The organism is Curtobacterium sp. MCLR17_040 (assembly GCF_003234735.1).
GTDB classification, from domain to species: Bacteria; Actinomycetota; Actinomycetes; order Actinomycetales; family Microbacteriaceae; genus Curtobacterium; species Curtobacterium flaccumfaciens.
The window spans coordinates 24,437-41,469 of record NZ_QKTE01000028.1 but is presented as its reverse complement, the minus strand read 5'-3'; the positions used below and the strand labels follow the sequence as shown (position 1 = coordinate 41,469).

At 72.0% G+C, this 17,033-nt stretch carries 18 protein-coding genes; 6 read left to right on the top strand and 12 right to left on the bottom strand.

The window, feature by feature from the left end:
* Window positions 1-469: 469 nt before the first annotated feature.
* On the bottom strand, window positions 470-1,915 hold the full coding sequence (locus DEJ01_RS16960; RefSeq protein WP_111093675.1) for an amidase: 1,446 nt from the start codon (window positions 1,913-1,915) through the stop codon (window positions 470-472).
* A 40-nt stretch (window positions 1,916-1,955) separates the two neighbouring features.
* Here DEJ01_RS16960 and DEJ01_RS16955 point away from each other — a divergent pair, with 40 nt between their 5' ends.
* Window positions 1,956-2,255, top strand: a complete 300-nt coding sequence (locus tag DEJ01_RS16955) for a hypothetical protein (protein WP_071404586.1) — start codon at window positions 1,956-1,958, stop codon at window positions 2,253-2,255.
* 36 nt (window positions 2,256-2,291) lie between these two features.
* Here DEJ01_RS16955 and DEJ01_RS16950 read toward each other — a convergent pair whose 3' ends face one another.
* Entirely contained in the window at window positions 2,292-2,708 is a 417-nt protein-coding gene (locus tag DEJ01_RS16950) for an HIT family protein (protein WP_071404585.1), read from the bottom strand.
* A 52-nt stretch (window positions 2,709-2,760) separates the two neighbouring features.
* Between DEJ01_RS16950 and DEJ01_RS16945 the strand changes: the two genes are divergently transcribed.
* Together DEJ01_RS16945 and DEJ01_RS16940 are read left to right on the top strand one after the other, a co-directional pair.
* Entirely contained in the window at window positions 2,761-4,434 is a 1,674-nt protein-coding gene (locus tag DEJ01_RS16945) for an ABC-F family ATP-binding cassette domain-containing protein (RefSeq protein ID WP_111093674.1), read from the top strand.
* Between the two features lie 24 nt (window positions 4,435-4,458).
* Complete coding sequence (locus DEJ01_RS16940; RefSeq protein WP_111093673.1) at window positions 4,459-5,376, top strand: L,D-transpeptidase; 918 nt, start codon at window positions 4,459-4,461, stop codon at window positions 5,374-5,376.
* A gap of 63 nt (window positions 5,377-5,439) precedes the next feature.
* Here DEJ01_RS16940 and DEJ01_RS16935 read toward each other — a convergent pair whose 3' ends face one another.
* The 3 genes from DEJ01_RS16935 to DEJ01_RS16925 are packed head-to-tail and all read right to left on the bottom strand — an operon-like array spanning window position 5,440 to window position 8,572.
* Window positions 5,440-6,873 (bottom strand): carboxylesterase family protein, encoded by a 1,434-nt coding sequence (locus DEJ01_RS16935; protein WP_111093672.1) that lies wholly within the window; start codon window positions 6,871-6,873, stop codon window positions 5,440-5,442.
* Window positions 6,870-8,216 carry a replication-associated recombination protein A gene (locus DEJ01_RS16930; RefSeq protein ID WP_111093671.1) on the bottom strand — a complete coding sequence of 449 codons (1,347 nt, stop codon included), beginning with the start codon at window positions 8,214-8,216 and terminating at the stop codon, window positions 6,870-6,872. Before DEJ01_RS16930 ends, DEJ01_RS16935 begins: the two co-directional genes overlap by 4 nt.
* Window positions 8,213-8,572 carry an MmcQ/YjbR family DNA-binding protein gene (locus DEJ01_RS16925; protein WP_111093670.1) on the bottom strand — a complete coding sequence of 120 codons (360 nt, stop codon included), beginning with the start codon at window positions 8,570-8,572 and terminating at the stop codon, window positions 8,213-8,215. The genes DEJ01_RS16930 and DEJ01_RS16925 overlap by 4 nt, the downstream gene beginning before the upstream one ends.
* Before the next feature lie 197 nt (window positions 8,573-8,769).
* Between DEJ01_RS16925 and DEJ01_RS16920 the strand changes: the two genes are divergently transcribed.
* Window positions 8,770-9,318, top strand: coding sequence for a TetR/AcrR family transcriptional regulator (locus tag DEJ01_RS16920; protein WP_220038705.1), 549 nt, complete (start codon window positions 8,770-8,772; stop codon window positions 9,316-9,318).
* Window positions 9,311-10,306 carry a zinc-binding dehydrogenase gene (locus DEJ01_RS16915; protein ID WP_220038704.1) on the top strand — a complete coding sequence of 332 codons (996 nt, stop codon included), beginning with the start codon at window positions 9,311-9,313 and terminating at the stop codon, window positions 10,304-10,306. Before DEJ01_RS16920 ends, DEJ01_RS16915 begins: the two co-directional genes overlap by 8 nt.
* A gap of 157 nt (window positions 10,307-10,463) precedes the next feature.
* On the opposite strand, the gene DEJ01_RS16910 is transcribed toward DEJ01_RS16915, so the two are convergent.
* Complete coding sequence (locus DEJ01_RS16910; RefSeq protein ID WP_111093668.1) at window positions 10,464-11,033, bottom strand: gluconokinase; 570 nt, start codon at window positions 11,031-11,033, stop codon at window positions 10,464-10,466.
* The gene (locus DEJ01_RS16905; protein WP_111093667.1) at window positions 11,030-12,586 is read right to left on the bottom strand and encodes a GntP family permease; all 1,557 of its coding nucleotides are present in this window, start codon (window positions 12,584-12,586) and stop codon (window positions 11,030-11,032) included. The genes DEJ01_RS16910 and DEJ01_RS16905 overlap by 4 nt, the downstream gene beginning before the upstream one ends.
* 207 nt (window positions 12,587-12,793) lie before the next feature.
* Between DEJ01_RS16905 and DEJ01_RS16900 the strand changes: the two genes are divergently transcribed.
* Window positions 12,794-13,492, top strand: coding sequence for a FadR/GntR family transcriptional regulator (locus tag DEJ01_RS16900; protein ID WP_181438490.1), 699 nt, complete (start codon window positions 12,794-12,796; stop codon window positions 13,490-13,492).
* Window positions 13,493-13,598: 106 nt separating this feature from the next.
* Here DEJ01_RS16900 and DEJ01_RS16895 read toward each other — a convergent pair whose 3' ends face one another.
* From DEJ01_RS16895 to DEJ01_RS16875, 5 genes are all read right to left on the bottom strand, one after another.
* Window positions 13,599-14,204, bottom strand: a complete 606-nt coding sequence (locus DEJ01_RS16895) for a GNAT family N-acetyltransferase (RefSeq protein WP_111093665.1) — start codon at window positions 14,202-14,204, stop codon at window positions 13,599-13,601.
* A 9-nt stretch (window positions 14,205-14,213) separates the two neighbouring features.
* Window positions 14,214-14,897, bottom strand: a complete 684-nt coding sequence (locus DEJ01_RS16890; protein ID WP_111093664.1) for a uracil-DNA glycosylase — start codon at window positions 14,895-14,897, stop codon at window positions 14,214-14,216.
* A gap of 5 nt (window positions 14,898-14,902) precedes the next feature.
* Window positions 14,903-15,622, bottom strand: coding sequence for a Type 1 glutamine amidotransferase-like domain-containing protein (locus DEJ01_RS16885; protein ID WP_181438489.1), 720 nt, complete (start codon window positions 15,620-15,622; stop codon window positions 14,903-14,905).
* Window positions 15,619-16,146, bottom strand: coding sequence for a phosphoribosyltransferase (locus DEJ01_RS16880; RefSeq protein ID WP_051596753.1), 528 nt, complete (start codon window positions 16,144-16,146; stop codon window positions 15,619-15,621). The genes DEJ01_RS16885 and DEJ01_RS16880 overlap by 4 nt, the downstream gene beginning before the upstream one ends.
* A gap of 82 nt (window positions 16,147-16,228) precedes the next feature.
* Window positions 16,229-17,002, bottom strand: coding sequence for an SDR family oxidoreductase (locus tag DEJ01_RS16875; RefSeq protein ID WP_111024829.1), 774 nt, complete (start codon window positions 17,000-17,002; stop codon window positions 16,229-16,231).
* Window positions 17,003-17,033 lie beyond the last annotated feature (31 nt).

Here is a 17,033-nt window from a genome sequence, read left to right as displayed (position 1 = left end):
CGGTGCGGCCTTGTAGGCCGGCTCTGTGCGCGCCCCGCCACTCGGTGCGGGCTTGCGCGCACAGAGCCGGCCTACAAGGCCGCACCGAGCAAGCAACCCCGCACCACACGCATGAAACCGCACCGTGCGCGCCCAGCGATCTCGTGCGGGCTTGCCCGCACAGAGCCGGCCTACAAGGCCACACCGAACAAGCAACGCCGCACCACATGCACGAAACCGCACCGTGCGCCAGACAGGAGGCACGGCACCAGCCCGCCCCGCGCCTCCAGACCAGACGCACACGAGTCCACCGCACCGTGCGCACCCCGCCACTCCGTGCGAGCTTGCCCGCACAGAGCCGGCCTACAAGGCCGCATCGAGCAAGCAACCCCGCACCAGCCGGACAACGCCGCACGGTGCGCCGCGCGCACGCGCGCACGGTGCGCCGCGCCCCCGCACCCCGCGCACCGGAGCGGCCCCGCGCCTCCCGTCAGGCGGTCCAGGCAGCCGGGTGCCGCCGCTGCCAGCGCAACCGGCGCTCGAGCTGCGCGCCGATCGCGAGCAGGACGCGCTCGCCGCCGGGGCGTCCGATCAGCTGCACGCCCATCGGCAGCCCGCCACCGTCGGGGTGGTCGTCGTCGGTCACGCCGACCGGCAGGGTGATCGCGGGGAGCCCGGACACGTTCGCCATCGACGTCCACGGTGAGTAGGCGCACTGGCGGCGGAAGTCCTCGTCCGGGTCGTCGCCGTACCAGCCGAGGGGCCGCGGCGTCATCGCGAGGGTCGGCGTGAGCACCGCGTCGAACCGGTCGAACGCGCCGATGAGCGTCGTCGAGAAGGTGTCGAGCGTCGTCATCGCGTCGAGGACCTGCGTGTTGGACAGTGCCCGTCCGCGGGCCACGAGCCACGCCACGAGCGGGGTCAGCGACGACAGGTCGATGCCGGGCACCTGCGGCAGGCGGGCGGCCGAGCTCTCCCACGCCACCCGGAACGCGTCGGCGTACGGCACACGGGGCATCCGGACGTCCTCGACGCCGTGCCCGACCTCGCCGAGCACCCGCACGGCGGTCTCCACGGCGGCCCGTGCAGCGGGGTCGATGACCACGTCGACGGTGTCGTCCCACGGCGAGCCGTCGAGCACCCCGACGACGAACCGGCCCTCGCCGCGGACGGCCGCCGCGGTGAACGGCCCCTCGCCGACGTCGGGGGTGACGAGCGCGTAGGGCGACGGCTCCGGCAGCCCGGTCGGCGCGACCAGCGCGTCGAGCAGCATGCCCGCGTCGGCGACGGACCGGGTGAGCGGCCCTGCCACGGACAGGCCGCCGACGCCGGAGCGGCCGGGCATCGACGGCACGCGGCCGCGGCTCGGCTTCAGGCCGACGAGCCCGGTCGCCGCGGCGGGGATCCGCACCGATCCGCCGCCGTCCGACCCGACCGCGGCGGGCAACAGTCCGGCGGCGACGGCGACGGCCGCGCCGCTCGACGACCCGCCCGGCGCGCGCGCGGTGTCGTAGGGGTTCCGCGTCACGCCGAGCCGGGTCTCGGACGACGAGGACATGCCGAACTCCGGTGACGCGGTCTTGCCGAGGCTGACGGTGCCGGCCGCGTCGAGCGCGGCGACGAGCGGGTGGTCGGCCGACGCGGGACGCTCCGGCAGGCTCGCGGTGCCGTTCCGCGTGGGGACGCCGGCGCGGTCGTACAGGTCCTTGTCGGCGGACGGGAGGCCCCACAACGGTCTCGACGTCGGCACCAGGTGGCCGAGGCGATCGGCTCGGGCCCGGGCCGCGTCCGCGGTGACCGTCACGAAGGCGCCGAGTCCGGCGTCCAGGCGTTCCACGCGGGACAGGTAGTGCTCGGTGACCTCGAGGGCGGTCGCCTCGCCCCGGCGGATCCAGTCCCAGAGTTCCTGTGCGGAGAGGTGGTGGAGTTCGAACACGGCTCCGAGCCTAGGCGGCGGTGGCCCGTATCCTTCGACGGTGGACACCACTCTCCCCTCCGGCACGACGAAGCGCCGGATCGAACTCCGGCTCGTCCGTCCCCTGTTCGCCTGGTTCGCCCGGCCGACCGTCACCGTCGACGGTGTGGGGCACCCGGCCCAGTGGGGCACCGGCACGTGGGCGGTGCCGGACGACGGCGACACGGTGATCGGCGTGTACCTGTTCAACCGCGCGTGGCGGTTCGGAGCGGCATCGGTGCCGGTCGGCGGCGCGACGGCGCTCGAGTACCGGGGCGGACTGCTGCCGGTGGGTGCGGGTCGGTTGGTACCCAGGGGCTGAGGGTCGCGCCGGGCCGGGCAGGGTCTGCTCGGGCGACTACTCGAACATCTCGGCGAGGAGCGCGTGCGGGTCACCGTCGACCACGTGCGCCGATCGTCGCTCCGGCCAGTGCGTCGTGGCGTCGTCCGGCCAGCACGGCACGACGTGGAGGTGCAGGTGCGGCACGCTCTGGCCGGCGTCCGCGCCCGATGCCTGCAGCACGACGGTCCCGGTCGCGCCGAGCGCCCCCTTCATCGCACGGGCGACGCGCTGCGCCAGTGCCGTGGTGGCGGCGAGTGCCGTGGGTCCTGCACTGAGCAGGTCGGCGGTGTGCTCGACCGGCACGACCAGGGTGTGGCCGGGAGCCAGCGCCGAGTCGGGCAGGGGTGCGAAGGCGACGGCGTGCTCCTCGCGCTCGACCCACACGGCGGGTTGGTCACCGGCGATCACGGCACAGAAGACGCAGGAGTCCATCGGCCCAGTCTGCTGCACGTGGGGTGCCCGCTCCGCGTGGGACGATGGGCGCATGACCGCCACGCTCGTCGCCAAGGGCCTGTCCGGCGGGTACGCCGCTCGCACGCTGTTCGACTCCCTCGACCTGACGGTGGCGCCGGGCGACGTGATCGGGGTCGTCGGTGTGAACGGTGCCGGCAAGTCCACGCTGCTCCGACTGCTGGCCGGGGTCGACGAGCCGCTGGCCGGCACGGTGTCCCTGGCACCGACGGACGCGTTCGTGGGGTGGCTCCCCCAGGAGCACGAGCGCATCGCGGGCGAGACCGTCTCGGCGTACCTCGGGCGGCGGACCGGCTGCACCGAGGCGACGGCGACGATGGACGCAGCGGCGGCGGCGCTCGGGGACCCCGACGCCGGCGACGCAGCGGCCGACCGGTACTCGGCGGCGCTCGACCGCTGGCTCGCCGCGGGAGCCGCGGACCTGGAGGACCGGATCCCGGCGGTGCTCGCCGACCTCGGCCTCGAACACGGCACCGGCGACTCCGGTGCGGACGGCGTCGGCCCGGACTCCCTGATGACCGCGATGTCCGGTGGGCAGGTCGCCCGCGTCGGGCTCGCCGCGCTGCTGCTGTCGCGGTTCGACATCGTCCTGCTCGACGAGCCGACCAACGACCTCGACCTGGACGGCCTCGACCGGCTCGAGGCGTTCGTGCGCGGGCTGCGCGGCGGGGTGGTGCTCGTCAGCCACGACCGTGAGTTCCTGGCGCGCTCGGTGACCTCGGTGCTCGAGCTCGACCTGGCGCAGTCGTCGAACCGGTTGTTCGGCGGCGGGTACGACTCGTTCCTCGAGGAGCGCGAGATCGCCCGGCAGCACAAGCGTGACGCGTACGACGAGTTCGCGTCGACGAAGGCCGACCTGGTCTCGCGGGCACGGACGCAGCGCGAGTGGTCGAGCCAGGGTGTGCGGAACGCCATGAAGAAGAGCCCGGACAACGACAAGATCCGCCGTCGTGCCGCCTCGGAGTCGAGCGAGAAGCAGGCGCAGAAGGTCCGGCAGATGGAGTCCCGCATCGCCCGGCTCGACGAGGTCGAGGAGCCGCGCAAGGAGTGGCAGCTCGAGTTCACGATCGGCAGCGCACCCCGGTCGTCGGCCGTCGTCGCGACGTTGTCGGACGCCACGTTCACCCAGGGCGACTTCACCCTCGGCCCGGTCTCGCTGCAGGTCGACGGCGGTGACCGGATCGGCATCACCGGCCCGAACGGCGCCGGCAAGTCCACCCTCCTGCGGGCGCTGCTCGGCAAGCAGGCGCCGACGACGGGCACGGCCTCGCTCGGGTCCAGCGTCGCGGTCGGCGAGGTCGACCAGGCGCGTGCGGCGTTCACCGGTGACCAGCCCCTGGCAGCGGCGTTCGAGGCGATCGTCCCCGAGTACACGACCGCCGACGTCCGGACGCTGCTCGCGAAGTTCGGGCTGAAGGCGGACCACGTCGGCCGACCGGCCTCGGCGCTCTCCCCCGGCGAGCGCACCCGGGCCGGACTCGCGCTGCTGCAGGCCCGCGGGGTGAACGTGCTCGTCCTCGACGAACCGACCAACCACCTGGACCTCACCGCGATCGAGCAGCTCGAGCAGGCACTGGAGTCCTACGACGGGACCCTGCTGCTCGTCACACACGACCGGCGCATGCTGGAGACCGTCCGACTCGACCGGCAGTGGCGGGTCGAGGGCGGCACCGTCACCGAACGCTGACGGATCGACCGAGGGGGAAGCACCATGCGACGCAACACCTGGATCGCGACGACTGCCGGGGTGGTGGTGCTCGCCGTCGCTGCCGTCGTGGTGGGGGTGACCGTCGGGTCGCCAGCACCGGAGCCGACCCGCGCGGCCTGGGCCACGACGACACCGACCCTGAGCGCCACGCCGAAACCGAAGCCGACGCTCGCGGCCGTCCCCGCTGCACCGTCCGACGCGACCCTGGCCGCGCTGCCGTTGGCGTTCCACGACGCCGTCGTGCCGCAGTTGCTCGACGGCGGGGACGTGGAGCCCGAGGACACGTGGCAGACCGCGACCCCGCGGACGCCGCTCGTCGCCCTGTACGCGAGCCCGTCGAGCCACGCCCGGCCGGTGGCGACCCTGTCCCACCTGGTGTCGACGATCAACCGACCCGCGGCGACCGCGGTGTGGGGTCGCTCCCCCGGCCGGGACGGCGGGATGCTCCTGGTGTCGACGCCGTCCCGCAACCGCACCCCCGGTGACGGCGGCGATCCGGACGCCCCGAGCGCGACGTTCGCCTGGGCCCGGGCCGCCGACTTCACCGTGACGCGCACCGATCGGATGATCACGGTCGACGTCGCGGCGAGCACCGTGTCCGTCGTCACCCGGAAGGGGAAGGTCACCGCCACCGAGGCCGCGCGGCTCGGCACCCCGGAGGACCCCACACCGGCCGACACCGCCACCTACGTCGAGGCGGCGTACGTCGACACCCGCGTCGCGTACACGCAGGGCAACCCCATCATCCTGACCGGGGCGCACTCGTCCCGGATCCCGTCGTACGGCGGCAACGCCGCGCTGACCGCGTTGCACTACTACCCGGACCCGACGGGCAGCTCGCACGGCTGCGTCCGGATCTCGGCGGAGATGACCCGCACCCTGGCGGCGCTGCCCGTCGGCACCCCGATCCGGTTCGACTGAGCCCGGGTCAGTGGAAGGGGCAGCGGCCCCGGATGTGGAGGCAGCCCCGCCCCGGTGGATCTGCTACGGCCGCTCCACCCCTGAGAAGGTCTCAAGGACTGCTTCTGCGTGGGCGGTGGCGTCGTAGGGCATGTCGCCGACCCCCATGACGATCGGCACCGCGCCGACAGGTTCCCACAGCGCACCGGCGTCGCCGGATGCGAGCGCGAGCAGCGTGTCACGGACGAAGGTGTCTCGGAGGACCTGTGCGTCACTCGCGCCGGGCTTTGTCCGGCCGACGATGCCGTACATCTCGGTTCCGTGCACCGCGTGCGCTCCCTCGACGGGCCCGACCGAGAGCAGGTGGGCGTTTCCGCCCGCGGCTGCGTGCGCGAGTGCACCACGCGTCTGCGGCAACGTGAAGGAGAAGTCGGTGAGGAGTGCCCCGCGGACTTCGACCGGAGTGCGTCCGTCCACGTCGTACGCAGCGACGATCTGACGGGCTCGGCTGCGCGGGATGCGGTTCCGATGGGCGAACTCGGCAACGAGGTCGTCGATGCTGCCCGGGTCGAAGTCGTCGGTGCGGTGCAGGACCCACCAGTCGGTTTCGTGAGTGGTGCTGCTGAAGAGGATGTCGACGTCCTTGTGCCGACCGGACTCGAGGGCCTGCAGGGCCAGGTCCGCGAGGACACCGTGAGGTCCCCCACGGTCGTCGACGATCCCGACGAGGTCGTTGTCGACTCCGTGCGCGGCACCGGGGTCAGCCGATTGTGTCCCCGCCATCGCTTCGGCGAGCTCGTACGCGTCGACGTGGAGGAGCTGTTCGGGGTCGTCCTGCAGCCCGAGCGCCGTGACGACCGCATGGGCACGCTCCTCTGCGCCCCAGGCCGGCACCTGACGGGCGGGCATCCCGGAGAACGCGGCCAGGTGGTGGTAGAGGCCGTCAGCAGACGGTGCGCCGAGCAGGTTCAGGGTCGAGTACGCGCCGGCGCTGTGCCCAGTGATGGTGACGTTGTTCGGATCACCACCGAACCGGCTGATGTTGTGCTGGACCCACTGCAGCGCGGCGATGACGTCCTGGAGGCAGAGGTTCGACGCTTCTGCAAGTGCGCCCCCGTACTGCGACAGGGTGAGCGCCCCGAAAGCACCGAGTCGGTAGTTGATGGAGACGGCGACGGCGCGTCCGGTCGCGGCGAGTCCGGACGCGTCGGAGGTGGTCTGCGTGTTCGCACCGAGCATCCATCCGCCGCCGAAGATGTACACGATGACCGGAAGCGGTTCGTCGCCAGCGTCTCCCGGTGCCCAGATGTTGAGGTTGAGGCAGTCTTCACTGAACCCGTTGTCGGCTTCGAGCCAGCTGGTGCCACCGGCTTGCAGAGGCGCGGGGCCCTTCTGGTCGTAGGGCAGATCGGGGTCGAAGGGCGCGACCATCGGGCTGCGGAACCGGTCCGCGGTCGCGTAAGGAACGCCGAGCCAGGATCGGACGGCAGCCTGGTCTGCGGTTTCGGACGTGGTCATGCGGATGGTCCTTTCGGTGAGGTGGTGTCATCGCGCTCCGTCGAGTCGCCGCCGGCGGCGGCGGCGCGGAGCTGGGCCCAGTGTCGGAGGCGTTCAGTGATGGCGCGTTCGTAGCCGCCGGCAGTGGGTTCGTAGAACGTCTCTCGGGGCATGCCGTCGGGGAAGTAGTCGGCGCCGGAGAAACCGGTGTTGGTGTCGGGGTCGTACTGGTAGCCACGGCCGTAACCGAGGTCCTTCATCAGCCGGGTCGGGGCGTTGAGGATGTGTGCCGGTGGCGCCAGCGATCCGGTGCGCTTGGCTGCGGCGCGTGCCCTGTTGAAGCCGCGGTACACGCCGATCGATTTCGGTGCGGTTGCGAGGTAGAGGACGGCCTGCGCGATCGCGAGTTCGCCTTCGGGTGAGCCGAGCCGCTCGTACACGTCCCACGCGGCGAGGGCCTGCTGCACTGCCCCTGGGTCTGCCATGCCGACGTCTTCGGTGGCGAACCGGGTGATCCGTCGGGCGATGAACAGCGGGTCTTCTCCACCGTCGAGCATCCTCGCCAACCAGTACAGAGCAGCGTCCGGGTCGGAGCCGCGCATCGACTTGTGGAGGGCGGAGATGAGGTTGTAGTGGCCCTCCTGCGCCTTGTCGTACAGCGGCGCCCGTTTCTGCACCGCTGCGGCGAGAGCAGCCGCATCGACGGGTGCGGGCAGCGTCTGGACCTGTTCGATCATGTTCAGCAGGTACCGGCCGTCCCCGTCAGCCATGGCGATCAGCGCCTGCCGGGCGTCCGCGTCGAGCGCGAGCGGCGCTCCGAGCAGGTCTTCCGCGCGGCTGATGAGCGTGGCGAGCGCAGCATCGTCCAGGCGTTTCAGGACGAACACCTGACCGCGGGAGAGCAGCGCGCCGTTGAGTTCGAAGCTCGGGTTCTCGGTTGTCGCTCCGACCAGGACGATGGTGCCGTCCTCGACGTACGGCAAGAACGCATCCTGCTGCGCCCGGTTGAAGCGGTGGATCTCGTCGACGAACAGCAGCGTGCCCTGCCCGACCTCGCGCCGTCGCCGAGCGGTCTGGAACACCTTCCGGAGGTCTGCGACACCGGAGAACGTTGCCGACAGGGGTTCGAAGGCGAGGTCGGTCTGCTCAGCGAGGAGCCTGGCGATCGTGGTCTTCCCGCAGCCGGGAGGCCCCCAGAGAACCATCGAGACAAGCCGTTTCGACGCCACCATCCGCCCGATCGGAGCGTCTTCAGCGAGCAGGTGGTCCTGCCCGACCACATCGGCCAGGACGCGCGGACGCAACCGGTCCGCGAGCGGCCGGGAAGCGTCATCGACGTCGAACAGGGACGGCGGCTCGTTCACGAATCCTCCTCCTGGCGGTGTCCGTCCGCGAGGTCGTACGAGCCGAGCACGAGATCCTCGATCAGGCGCTTCGTGATGCCCGGGCCGGGGCCGACGGATGTCCAGTGGTGCTTGTTGAGGTACTGCCCGGCCCCGATCGACCCGTGGTCTCGGCGGAGCGCATCAGCGTGATGCGGATCGGCCTTCACGGTGATGATCTGCAGGTCCGGGTCGTCCTCGGTGACGATCAGGAACACCTTGTCCCGAACCTTCCACACCTCGAGGTGTGGCGTGAACGGCCGGCCGGTGCTGACGTGCTCGAGCGCAGTGGCGGCGTTCCTGGCGGTGCGCTGCAGTTGCTCGCCGGAGAGGGTCACTGCTCACGCCTCGGCGCGGCCTTGAGGACGACGATCGGTTCCCCGGCGACCCCGGTCAGCAGCGTGTTGTCCTTCACGAGACTCCCTTGCTCTGGTCTAATCTGGAAGAAGTACGTACCACTGTACGCACTGATGCCGACATCGGAGAGAGCATGCGTCGAGGGAAACCCAATGACCCTGGCCGTCGATCGCGAATCGTGGAGGCCGCCCTCGACGTGATCAAGGCCGACGGGATCAGCGCGGTGTCCTACCGTGGCGTTGCTGCGCGAGCCGAGGTGCCCCTGGGGTCGATGACGTACTACTTCCCGACCCTCGACGGCCTCATCCTGGCTGCCCTGGATTCGACCCGCAGCGCGCTCGAGCCGCGGTACGCCGCCCCGGTTCGCGATGCCCGAAGCGCTGGCGACGTGGTGGATGCGCTCGTCGACGCGACGATCGGGGCCACCAGTCCGACCCTTGCCGACATCCGGCTGTACGAGGAGATACGCCACCACGGCGCGCGCGACCCGAAGGTGGCGGCGGTGCTCCAGGCAGTCGAGGACGATTCCCTCGTGATGCTCCGGCCCGTCGCGCCCACGAACATCGCTCTCGCCATCAACGCGATGCTGTGGGGGTGGTGGAGCCACCGGTTGGCACACCCCGACGCACCTCTCGACGAGACCACCGTCCGCCGCCCCTACGAAGCGATCATCGGGCTGGTCCCGGCCGGGTACCCACTCCACACGGAGGAGCACGACGATGCCTGAAACGATGCAGGCCGTCCGCCTGACCGGTCCTGTCGCACCCGAGGAACTCACCGTGGGCGAGGTGCCACTCCCAGCGGTCACCGCGGGCCACGTCCGGATCCGAGTGCGAGCGTTCGGCGTCAACGAGTCCGAAGTCACCAGCCGGAAGGGTGGATCCGGCCCCGACTTCTCCTTCCCCCGCATCCTCGGTATCGAAGCCACTGGCGTCGTCGATGCCGTCGGCGACGGCGTGGACCTCGTTCCAGGGCAGAAGGTCGCCACGATGATGGGCGGCCTCGGACGCACCATCGACGGCAGCTACGCCGAGTACGCCGTCGTCGACGCAGCCGACACGATCCCCTTCGAGACCGACCTCGGGTGGGACATCGTCGGCGCGCTCCCGGAGATGCTGCAAACCGCCCACGGAGCGCTGACGACCGGCGTCCACCTTCAGGCCGGCCAGCAGGTGCTCATCCATGGTGGGACCTCGACCGTCGGCCTCACCGCCATCGCGATCGCCCACCAGCTCGGTGCCACCGTCTTCGCCACCACCCGCAACCCGGGGCGAGCGGACGTGCTGCACCAGGTCGGCGCCGACCACGTCCTCATCGACGATGCGACGCTGCCGGCCGCCGTCCGCTCGATCGCGACGAAAGGACTCGACGCTGCCCTTGAGTTCGTCAGCGCGACAGCGCTGTCGGACGTGCTGACGCTGACCCGGCCCGGTGGCACCGTCTGCTTCGTCGGCGCGCTCAGCGACGAATGGACCATCCCGGACTTCTCGCCGTTCACGATCCCCAACGGCGTCCGCCTCACGAGCTACGCAGGACAAGCCTCCGATCTCTCCGCTGACGCTCTTGGCGGGTACCTCCGCGCGATCGAAGCAGGAACCATGCGCGTCGTCATCTCCAGCACGTACACCGGACTCGACCAGGTCGCTGCAGCCCACGAGGACTTCGGATCGAGCCGCCGCATCGGCAAACGAGTCGTCGTGATCCCGGCAGACTGAACACCAGAGGCAGTCAGGAGCCGCTCCTTCCGACTATCACTCGTCGCGCCATGGGCACCGCCGGACGGGTCCGGCGCCACAGGTGGGCGCCGAACCCGCAACCGTGGGGCAGGAGCGGGAAGGAGTCACCGAGCTCCTGCTGCCGAGCGCTGCCCGATCAGGCTCTCGGGATCCGGACCAGTCCGAGCCGCGCCACGACCTCGGCGCTCTCCTCTTCCGGGGTGCGGTCGGCGGCGATCGTCAGGTGGGCCTCGTCGGACTGCGGCGGCTCGAGCGTGGCGAGCTGCGACTGCAGCAGCGACGTCGGCATGAAGTGCCCGGAGCGCTGCGACATCCGCTCCTCGATGAGCGCACCGTCACCGGCCACGTGCACGAACACCACCCCGGGAGCCCGCAGCACGTCGCGGTACGAGCGCTTCAGGGCCGAGCAGGTCACCACGCCGTTCGTCCCGGCGTCCAGGTGCCCGTGGATCCACCCGGCGACGACGTCGAGCCACGGCCAGCGGTCCTCGTCGGTGAGCGGGGTGCCGGCGTGCATCTTGTCGACGTTCGCCGGCGGGTGCATCGCGTCGCCCTCGGCGAACTCCCACCCGACCTGCTCCGCCACCATGGCGGCGACGGTCGACTTGCCGGACCCGGAGACCCCCATCACCACCAGGACGCGGGCGTCCAGCCCGGCGTCGGCCGCACCGGCAGCAGCGGCCGCACCGAGGTCTGCGCCGCTCATCGGATGAACACCCCGGCCAGCAAGACCCCGAGCAGACCGAACACCGAGATGAGGCACTCGAGCACCGTCCACGTCTTGAACGTCTGCCCCACCGTGGTGCCGAGGTACCCCTTGACCAGCCAGAACCCGGCGTCGTTCACATGCGACAGGAACACCGAGCCGGCACCGATCGCGAGCACGAGCAGGGAGGTCATCGGCGTCGACAGATCGGCGGCGATCGGCGCCATGATGCCGGCGGCGGTCACCGTGGCGACCGTGGCCGACCCGGTCGCCACGCGCACCAGGGCCGAGACGACCCAGGCGACGAGCAGCACCGAGACGCCGGAGTCCTTGACGGCGTCGGCGATCACGCCGCCGATCCCCGTGTCGATGAGCACCTGCTTGAACCCACCGCCGGCGCCGACGATGAGCAGCACGCCGGCGATCGGGGGCAGCGCGCTCTCGAGCGACTTCGACACCGCCGAGCGGTCCATGCCACCGCCGATCGCGAAGAAGACCATCGCGTAGACGGCCGCGATGCCGATGGCGATCATCGGCGAGCCGAGGAAGTCGAGCAGGCTCACCCACGACCCGGCGGCGTCGGGGGCGGTGGCCTCACGGATCGCTTGGGCGAGCATGAGCACGACCGGCAGCAGGATGCCGATCAGGGCGACGGTGAACGACGGGCTGCGCGGCTCGCTGATGACGCGCGTGAAGTCGCTCTTGCCGTTGGGCAGGGACGCGGTGTCCTGCGTGGCGGGGCCGCGCCGGGCCTCCCGTCCGGGGTGTGCCGGGTCGTCGGCGAAGGCGGCGGACCCGGATCCCGACCCCGAACCCGGCCCGGCGGTGGCGACCGCCCCGCGCGACCCGAACATGTCGGGGACGGGGATGTCGACCCAGCGGGCCGCGAAGCGGGCGAAGACCGGCCCGGCCAGGATGATCACCGGGATCGCCAGCACGATGCCGAAGGCGAGCGTGGTGCCGAGGTTCGCGCCGACGGTGGAGATCGCGACGAGCGGGCCGGGGTGCGGCGGGACGAACGCGTGCATCGTCGACAGGCCGACCAGGGCGGGGACGGCGATCTTCATGATCGGCACCTCGCTCCGCTTGGCGACGAGCACGATGATCGGGATGAGCAGGACGAGCCCGACCTCGAAGAACATCGGCAGCCCGATGAGCGCCCCGATCAGGGCCATCGTCCACGGCAGCGCCGCCTTCGACGACTTCCGCACCAGGGTGTCCACGACGCGGTCCGCTGCGCCCGAGTCGACGAGCATCTTGCCGAACATCGCCCCGAGCCCGACCAGGATGCCGACGCTCGTCATGGTCGCGCCGAAGCCGTCACCGAAGCTGGTGACCGCCTTGTCGGGAGCGAGCCCCGCGCCGATGCCGACGCCGAGCGCGCCGATCGTGAGCGCGATGAACGGGTGCACCTTCAGCCAGGTGATGAGCGCGATGATCACCACGATGCCGGCGAGTGCCGCGATGATCAGCTGCGGGATCGAACCGGACGGGTCGACCGTCTCGGTGGTGCCACCCGCGGCGAGCAGGTGGTCCGGGAGAGCGTGAGGCATCAGCGCCCCTTCCTGGAGTCGCTGCTGCGCGGCTCCGTCGCCTTCGTGTCGAGGGTGGACTGGCGCGACGAACGCCGACCCTCAATAATCTGATTAATCAGACTATACGACGTCGTCCCGCGCGCCAACCGCCCGTCCCCGGAGTCTGCCGCTTCGATGGGACCGGCGTCACGACGACCGCGTGACCCGTACTGCACGGAGGAAACGATGCCCACCGCACGCGGACTGCACGCCCACGTGCTCGACACCCTGGGCCAGCGGATCGTCGACGGCGACCTGGCCACGGGTTCCGTCGTGCGACCCGAACTGGTCGCCGACGAGTTCGGGGTGTCCCGCTCGGTCGTCCGCGAGGCCCTGCGCGTCCTGCAGTCCCTCGGCCTGGTCGAGCCCCGGCAGCGGGTCGGCACGCTCGTCCGCGACATCACCGCGTGGGAGCTCCTCGCCCCCACCGTGATCCGGTGGCGCGGTACCTCACCGGCGTACTTCGTGCAGCAGCGGGAGCTCGTCGAGCTCCGGCTCGGCGTCGAACCGGTCGCGGCCTCCCTGACCGCCGGCTCCGAGGGCGCGGACGCCGTGCTCGCCGCCGCCGAGGACATGCTCGACGCCTGCGGACGCGAGGACAGCCGCGCCTACCTGGAGGCCGACGTCCGCTTCCACCGTGCCCTGCTCACCGGGTCGGGGAACGCCGTGTTCGCGCACTTCGCCGGCACGGTCGAGGCGCTGCTCCGCACCCGCACGTCGGACTCGCGGGACCCCATCACGCGCTGGACGCGCGAGGCGGCGCTCCGGCACCAGGCGGTCGGGCGCGCAGCGGTCGACGGTGACGCGGACGCCGCCGCGGCGGCGGCCACCGCGCTGCTCCGCGTGACGCGCGACGAGTTCATCACCGAGGCGCCGACGGGCTGACGCGACCGGGCGACGGCCTGGAGGCGCGTGCCGGGGCCGCCACGGGCCTCCCGTCCGCCCCGCGGCCGCGTCTCGAGCGTGACGCGCGTCGACCGCGTCGGCTCCGTCAGCGTCGTCGCGCGAACAGTCGCGGGCCGCGCAGGCGGAGCCGCATCGTGACCGTGCCGAGCCAGCGGTCGTACTTGTAGCCGACCTTGCCCATCCGGCCCACTTCCTCGAAGCCGAGCCGCTCGTGCAGCCGGATCGACGCCTCGGCCTGGCGGTCCGCGATGACGGCGACGACCTCGCGCACGCCGGCCGAACGGCACTCGTCGAGCAGTGCCTCCATCAGCGCGCGGCCGAGCCCCTTGCCACCGGACGCGGCGCCGAGGTAGATCGAGTCCTCGACGACGTGGTTCGAGCGGTCCCGCGGGTTCCACGCGTCGACCAGGGCGTACCCGAGGATCTGCCCGGCGGGGTTCTCCGCCACCAGGAACGGCAGGCGGCGCTTCCGGATGTCGTCGTAGCGCTTCTTCCACGCGGCGTACGTGAACGCCGCCGGGTCGAAGGTCACCGACGAGTTGCGGACGTAGTGCGTGTGGATCTCGCGCACGTGGGGCAGGTCCCCCACCTCGGCCGCACGGATGCGGTACTCGAAGGCCGCCTCGGTCGCCGCCGGGGCACGCAGGTGCCGCGGCAGGACCCGCCGTCGCTGGTATTCCTCCTCGAGCACGTGCCGAGCCTACTGAGCGGGCAGCGTCCAGTCGACGGGCGGTGCGCCCTGCGACTCGAGCAGCGCGTTCACCTGCGAGAACGGGCGGCTGCCGAAGAACCCGCGCGACGCGCTGAGCGGGCTCGGGTGGGCCGACGCGACGACCGGGGTGTCGCCGAGGAGCGGTCGCACCGAACCGGCCTGGGCACCCCAGAGCACGGCGACGAGCGGGGTGCCACGGGCGACCAGGGCGCGGACGGCCTGGTCGGTCACAGCCTCCCAACCCTTGCCGCGGTGGCTGCCGGCCTCGCCCGCCTGCACGGTGAGCACCCGGTTGAGCAGCAGCACGCCCTGGTCGGACCACGCCCGCAGGTCACCGTGTTGCGGGGGCGTCACCCCGAGGTCGTCGGCGAGCTCGCGGTAGATGTTCGCCAGGCTCCGCGGCACCGGACGGACGGCCGGGTCGACGGCGAAGGACAGCCCGATCGGGTGGCCCGGCGTCGGGTACGGGTCCTGCCCGACGACCAGCACCTTGACGGCGTCGAACGGGCTCGTGAACGCGCGGAGTACGTCGCCGCCGGCGGGCAGGTAGTGGCGACCGGCTGCGGTCTCGTCGCGGAGCCACTCGCCGATCCTGTGTACGTCGGGTTCGACGGGTGCGAGGGCATCGGCCCAGCCGGGGTCGACCAGGTCGGCCAGTGGCCGTGGTTCCACGTCGGCTACGCGCCCATGGTGGCGACGGCCACCGACTCCTCGCCGGCCATCACACGCCAGACGCTGCCGGTCCCGCGGACCTCGAGCGCGCCCTCGCCGACGACGAGCGTGGTGTCCTCGTCGATCGCGAGTCCGGCGGTGACGAACTCGGCCTCGGCGCTGGCGACGAGCCGCGCGAGCGTGCCGGCCTGCACCGCGTGCACGTCGATGGTCAGGTCGACCAGGCCGAGGCCCTCGCGGAGCTCGACCTCGTCCAGCCCCTCGGACGCCGCCTCGGGGCAGATCTCGACGCCGCCGATGCGCCAGCCGCCCACCAGGGCACGGTCGGCGGCGATCATCGCACCGGCCGAGTAGCCGAGGTAGGGCAGACCGTCGGAGACGAGCAGCCGGAGCTGGTCGACGAGCGGGGCGATCGCCGCCAGGTAGTCGGGGGTGACACCGCCGCCGATCACCAGGGCGTCGACGTCGCTCAGGACGGTGGTGTCGAAGACCTGACCGGCCGCGACCTCGGTGACGAGCACCTCGGCCGTGCGCGGGCCGCCGAGGACCTCGGCGATGTCGGCCGTCGACGACGGGCTGCCGCCGTCCGTGCCCGCCACGGAGAGCAGGGCGATGCGCGGGACGCTCCGGCCGACCGCTGCCGAACGGGCGGTCGCCTCGGCGAGGAATGGTGCTGCGGCGTCCGAGGCGGCAAAGAGACCGCCGCCGACCAGGTGGATGCTCACGACTCGGCCGTCACGGGGGCGAGGGCGCTCCACGGGAACGTGATCCAGCCGTCGACCCGGCGCCACACGTGGTCGGGCTCGAGGACGGTGCCGGGCTTCGAGTACAGGCAGGCGCTCCGGACGTCGGCACCGGCGTTCCGGATGATGTCGACCACCAGGCGCAGGGTGCGGCCGGAGTCCGACACGTCGTCGACGACGAGGACCCGCTTGCCGGCCAGGCTCGGGGCGTCGAGGGCGGGGGCGAGCACGACCGGCTCCTCCAGCCGCTGCTCGACGTCGGTGTAGAACTCGACGTTGATCGAGCCGCACTCCTTGGTGCCGAGGGCGTACGCCACGGCGCCGGCGATGATCAGTCCGCCGCGGGCGACGGCGACGACGACCTCGGGCTCGAAGCCGCTGGACAGGACGTCCTTGGCGAGCAGGCGTGCGGCGTCACCGAACTCGAGCCAGCCGAGTACCTCGGGCCCGCTCGTCACGGTCACGGTGGACGGAGCCGCGGGCTCGGGTTCGCTGCTGATCGGCATCCGACCACGGTACCGGCAGGGAGCCCGCGCCCGCGACCCGCGGCAGCAGCCCGGGCGCTGCGCGGGTCCGGCGCGGGCTGGCTCAGCGGGGCGTCAGCGGGCCGCGCGCCAGCTTGTGCTGCGCCGACTGTGCCACCGGCCGGATCGTCACGAGGTCGAGGTTCACGTGTGCCGGCAGCTCCACCGCGTGCACGATCGCCTCGGCGACGTCGTCGGCCACGAGCGGCTCCGGCACGTCGTCGTACACCGCGGCGGCCTTCTGCTCGTCCCCGCGGAACCGGGTGAGCGCGAACTCGTCGGTCTTCACCATGCCCGGCGCGATCTCGACGACCCGGATCGGCTCGCCGTTCAGCTCGAGCCGGAGCGCACCGACCAGGGCGTGCTCGGCGAACTTCGCGGCGTTGTAGCCGCCACCGTTCTCGTACGCGACGAACCCGGCGGTGCTGGTCACCGTGACGATGTCGGCGCCCCCGGACTCCCGAGCCCGGTCCCGCAGGTGCGGCAGCAGCGCGGAGACGACACGCTTCGTGCCGATCACGTTGACCTCGAACATGGCGCGCCAGTCGTCGACGTCGGACTCCTCGACGCTCGCCGAGCCGAACGCCCCACCGGCGTTGTTCACGAGCACGTCGGCACCGCCGAGGTCCGCGACCCGTGCGGCCAGCGCCGCCACGTCGTCGGCGTCCGTGATGTCGGCGACCAGGGTGTCGGCCCCGGTCTCCGCGGCGAGCGCCTCGAGCTTCGCGGCGCGGCGGGCCACGGCGAGCACGTCCCAGCCCCGCGACCGGAACAGCCGGACGGTGGCCGCCCCGATGCCCGAGCTCGCTCCGGTGACGACTGCGCGCCGTGCTGCCATGTGATCTGCCTCCTGCGTCGGTGACCGCGCG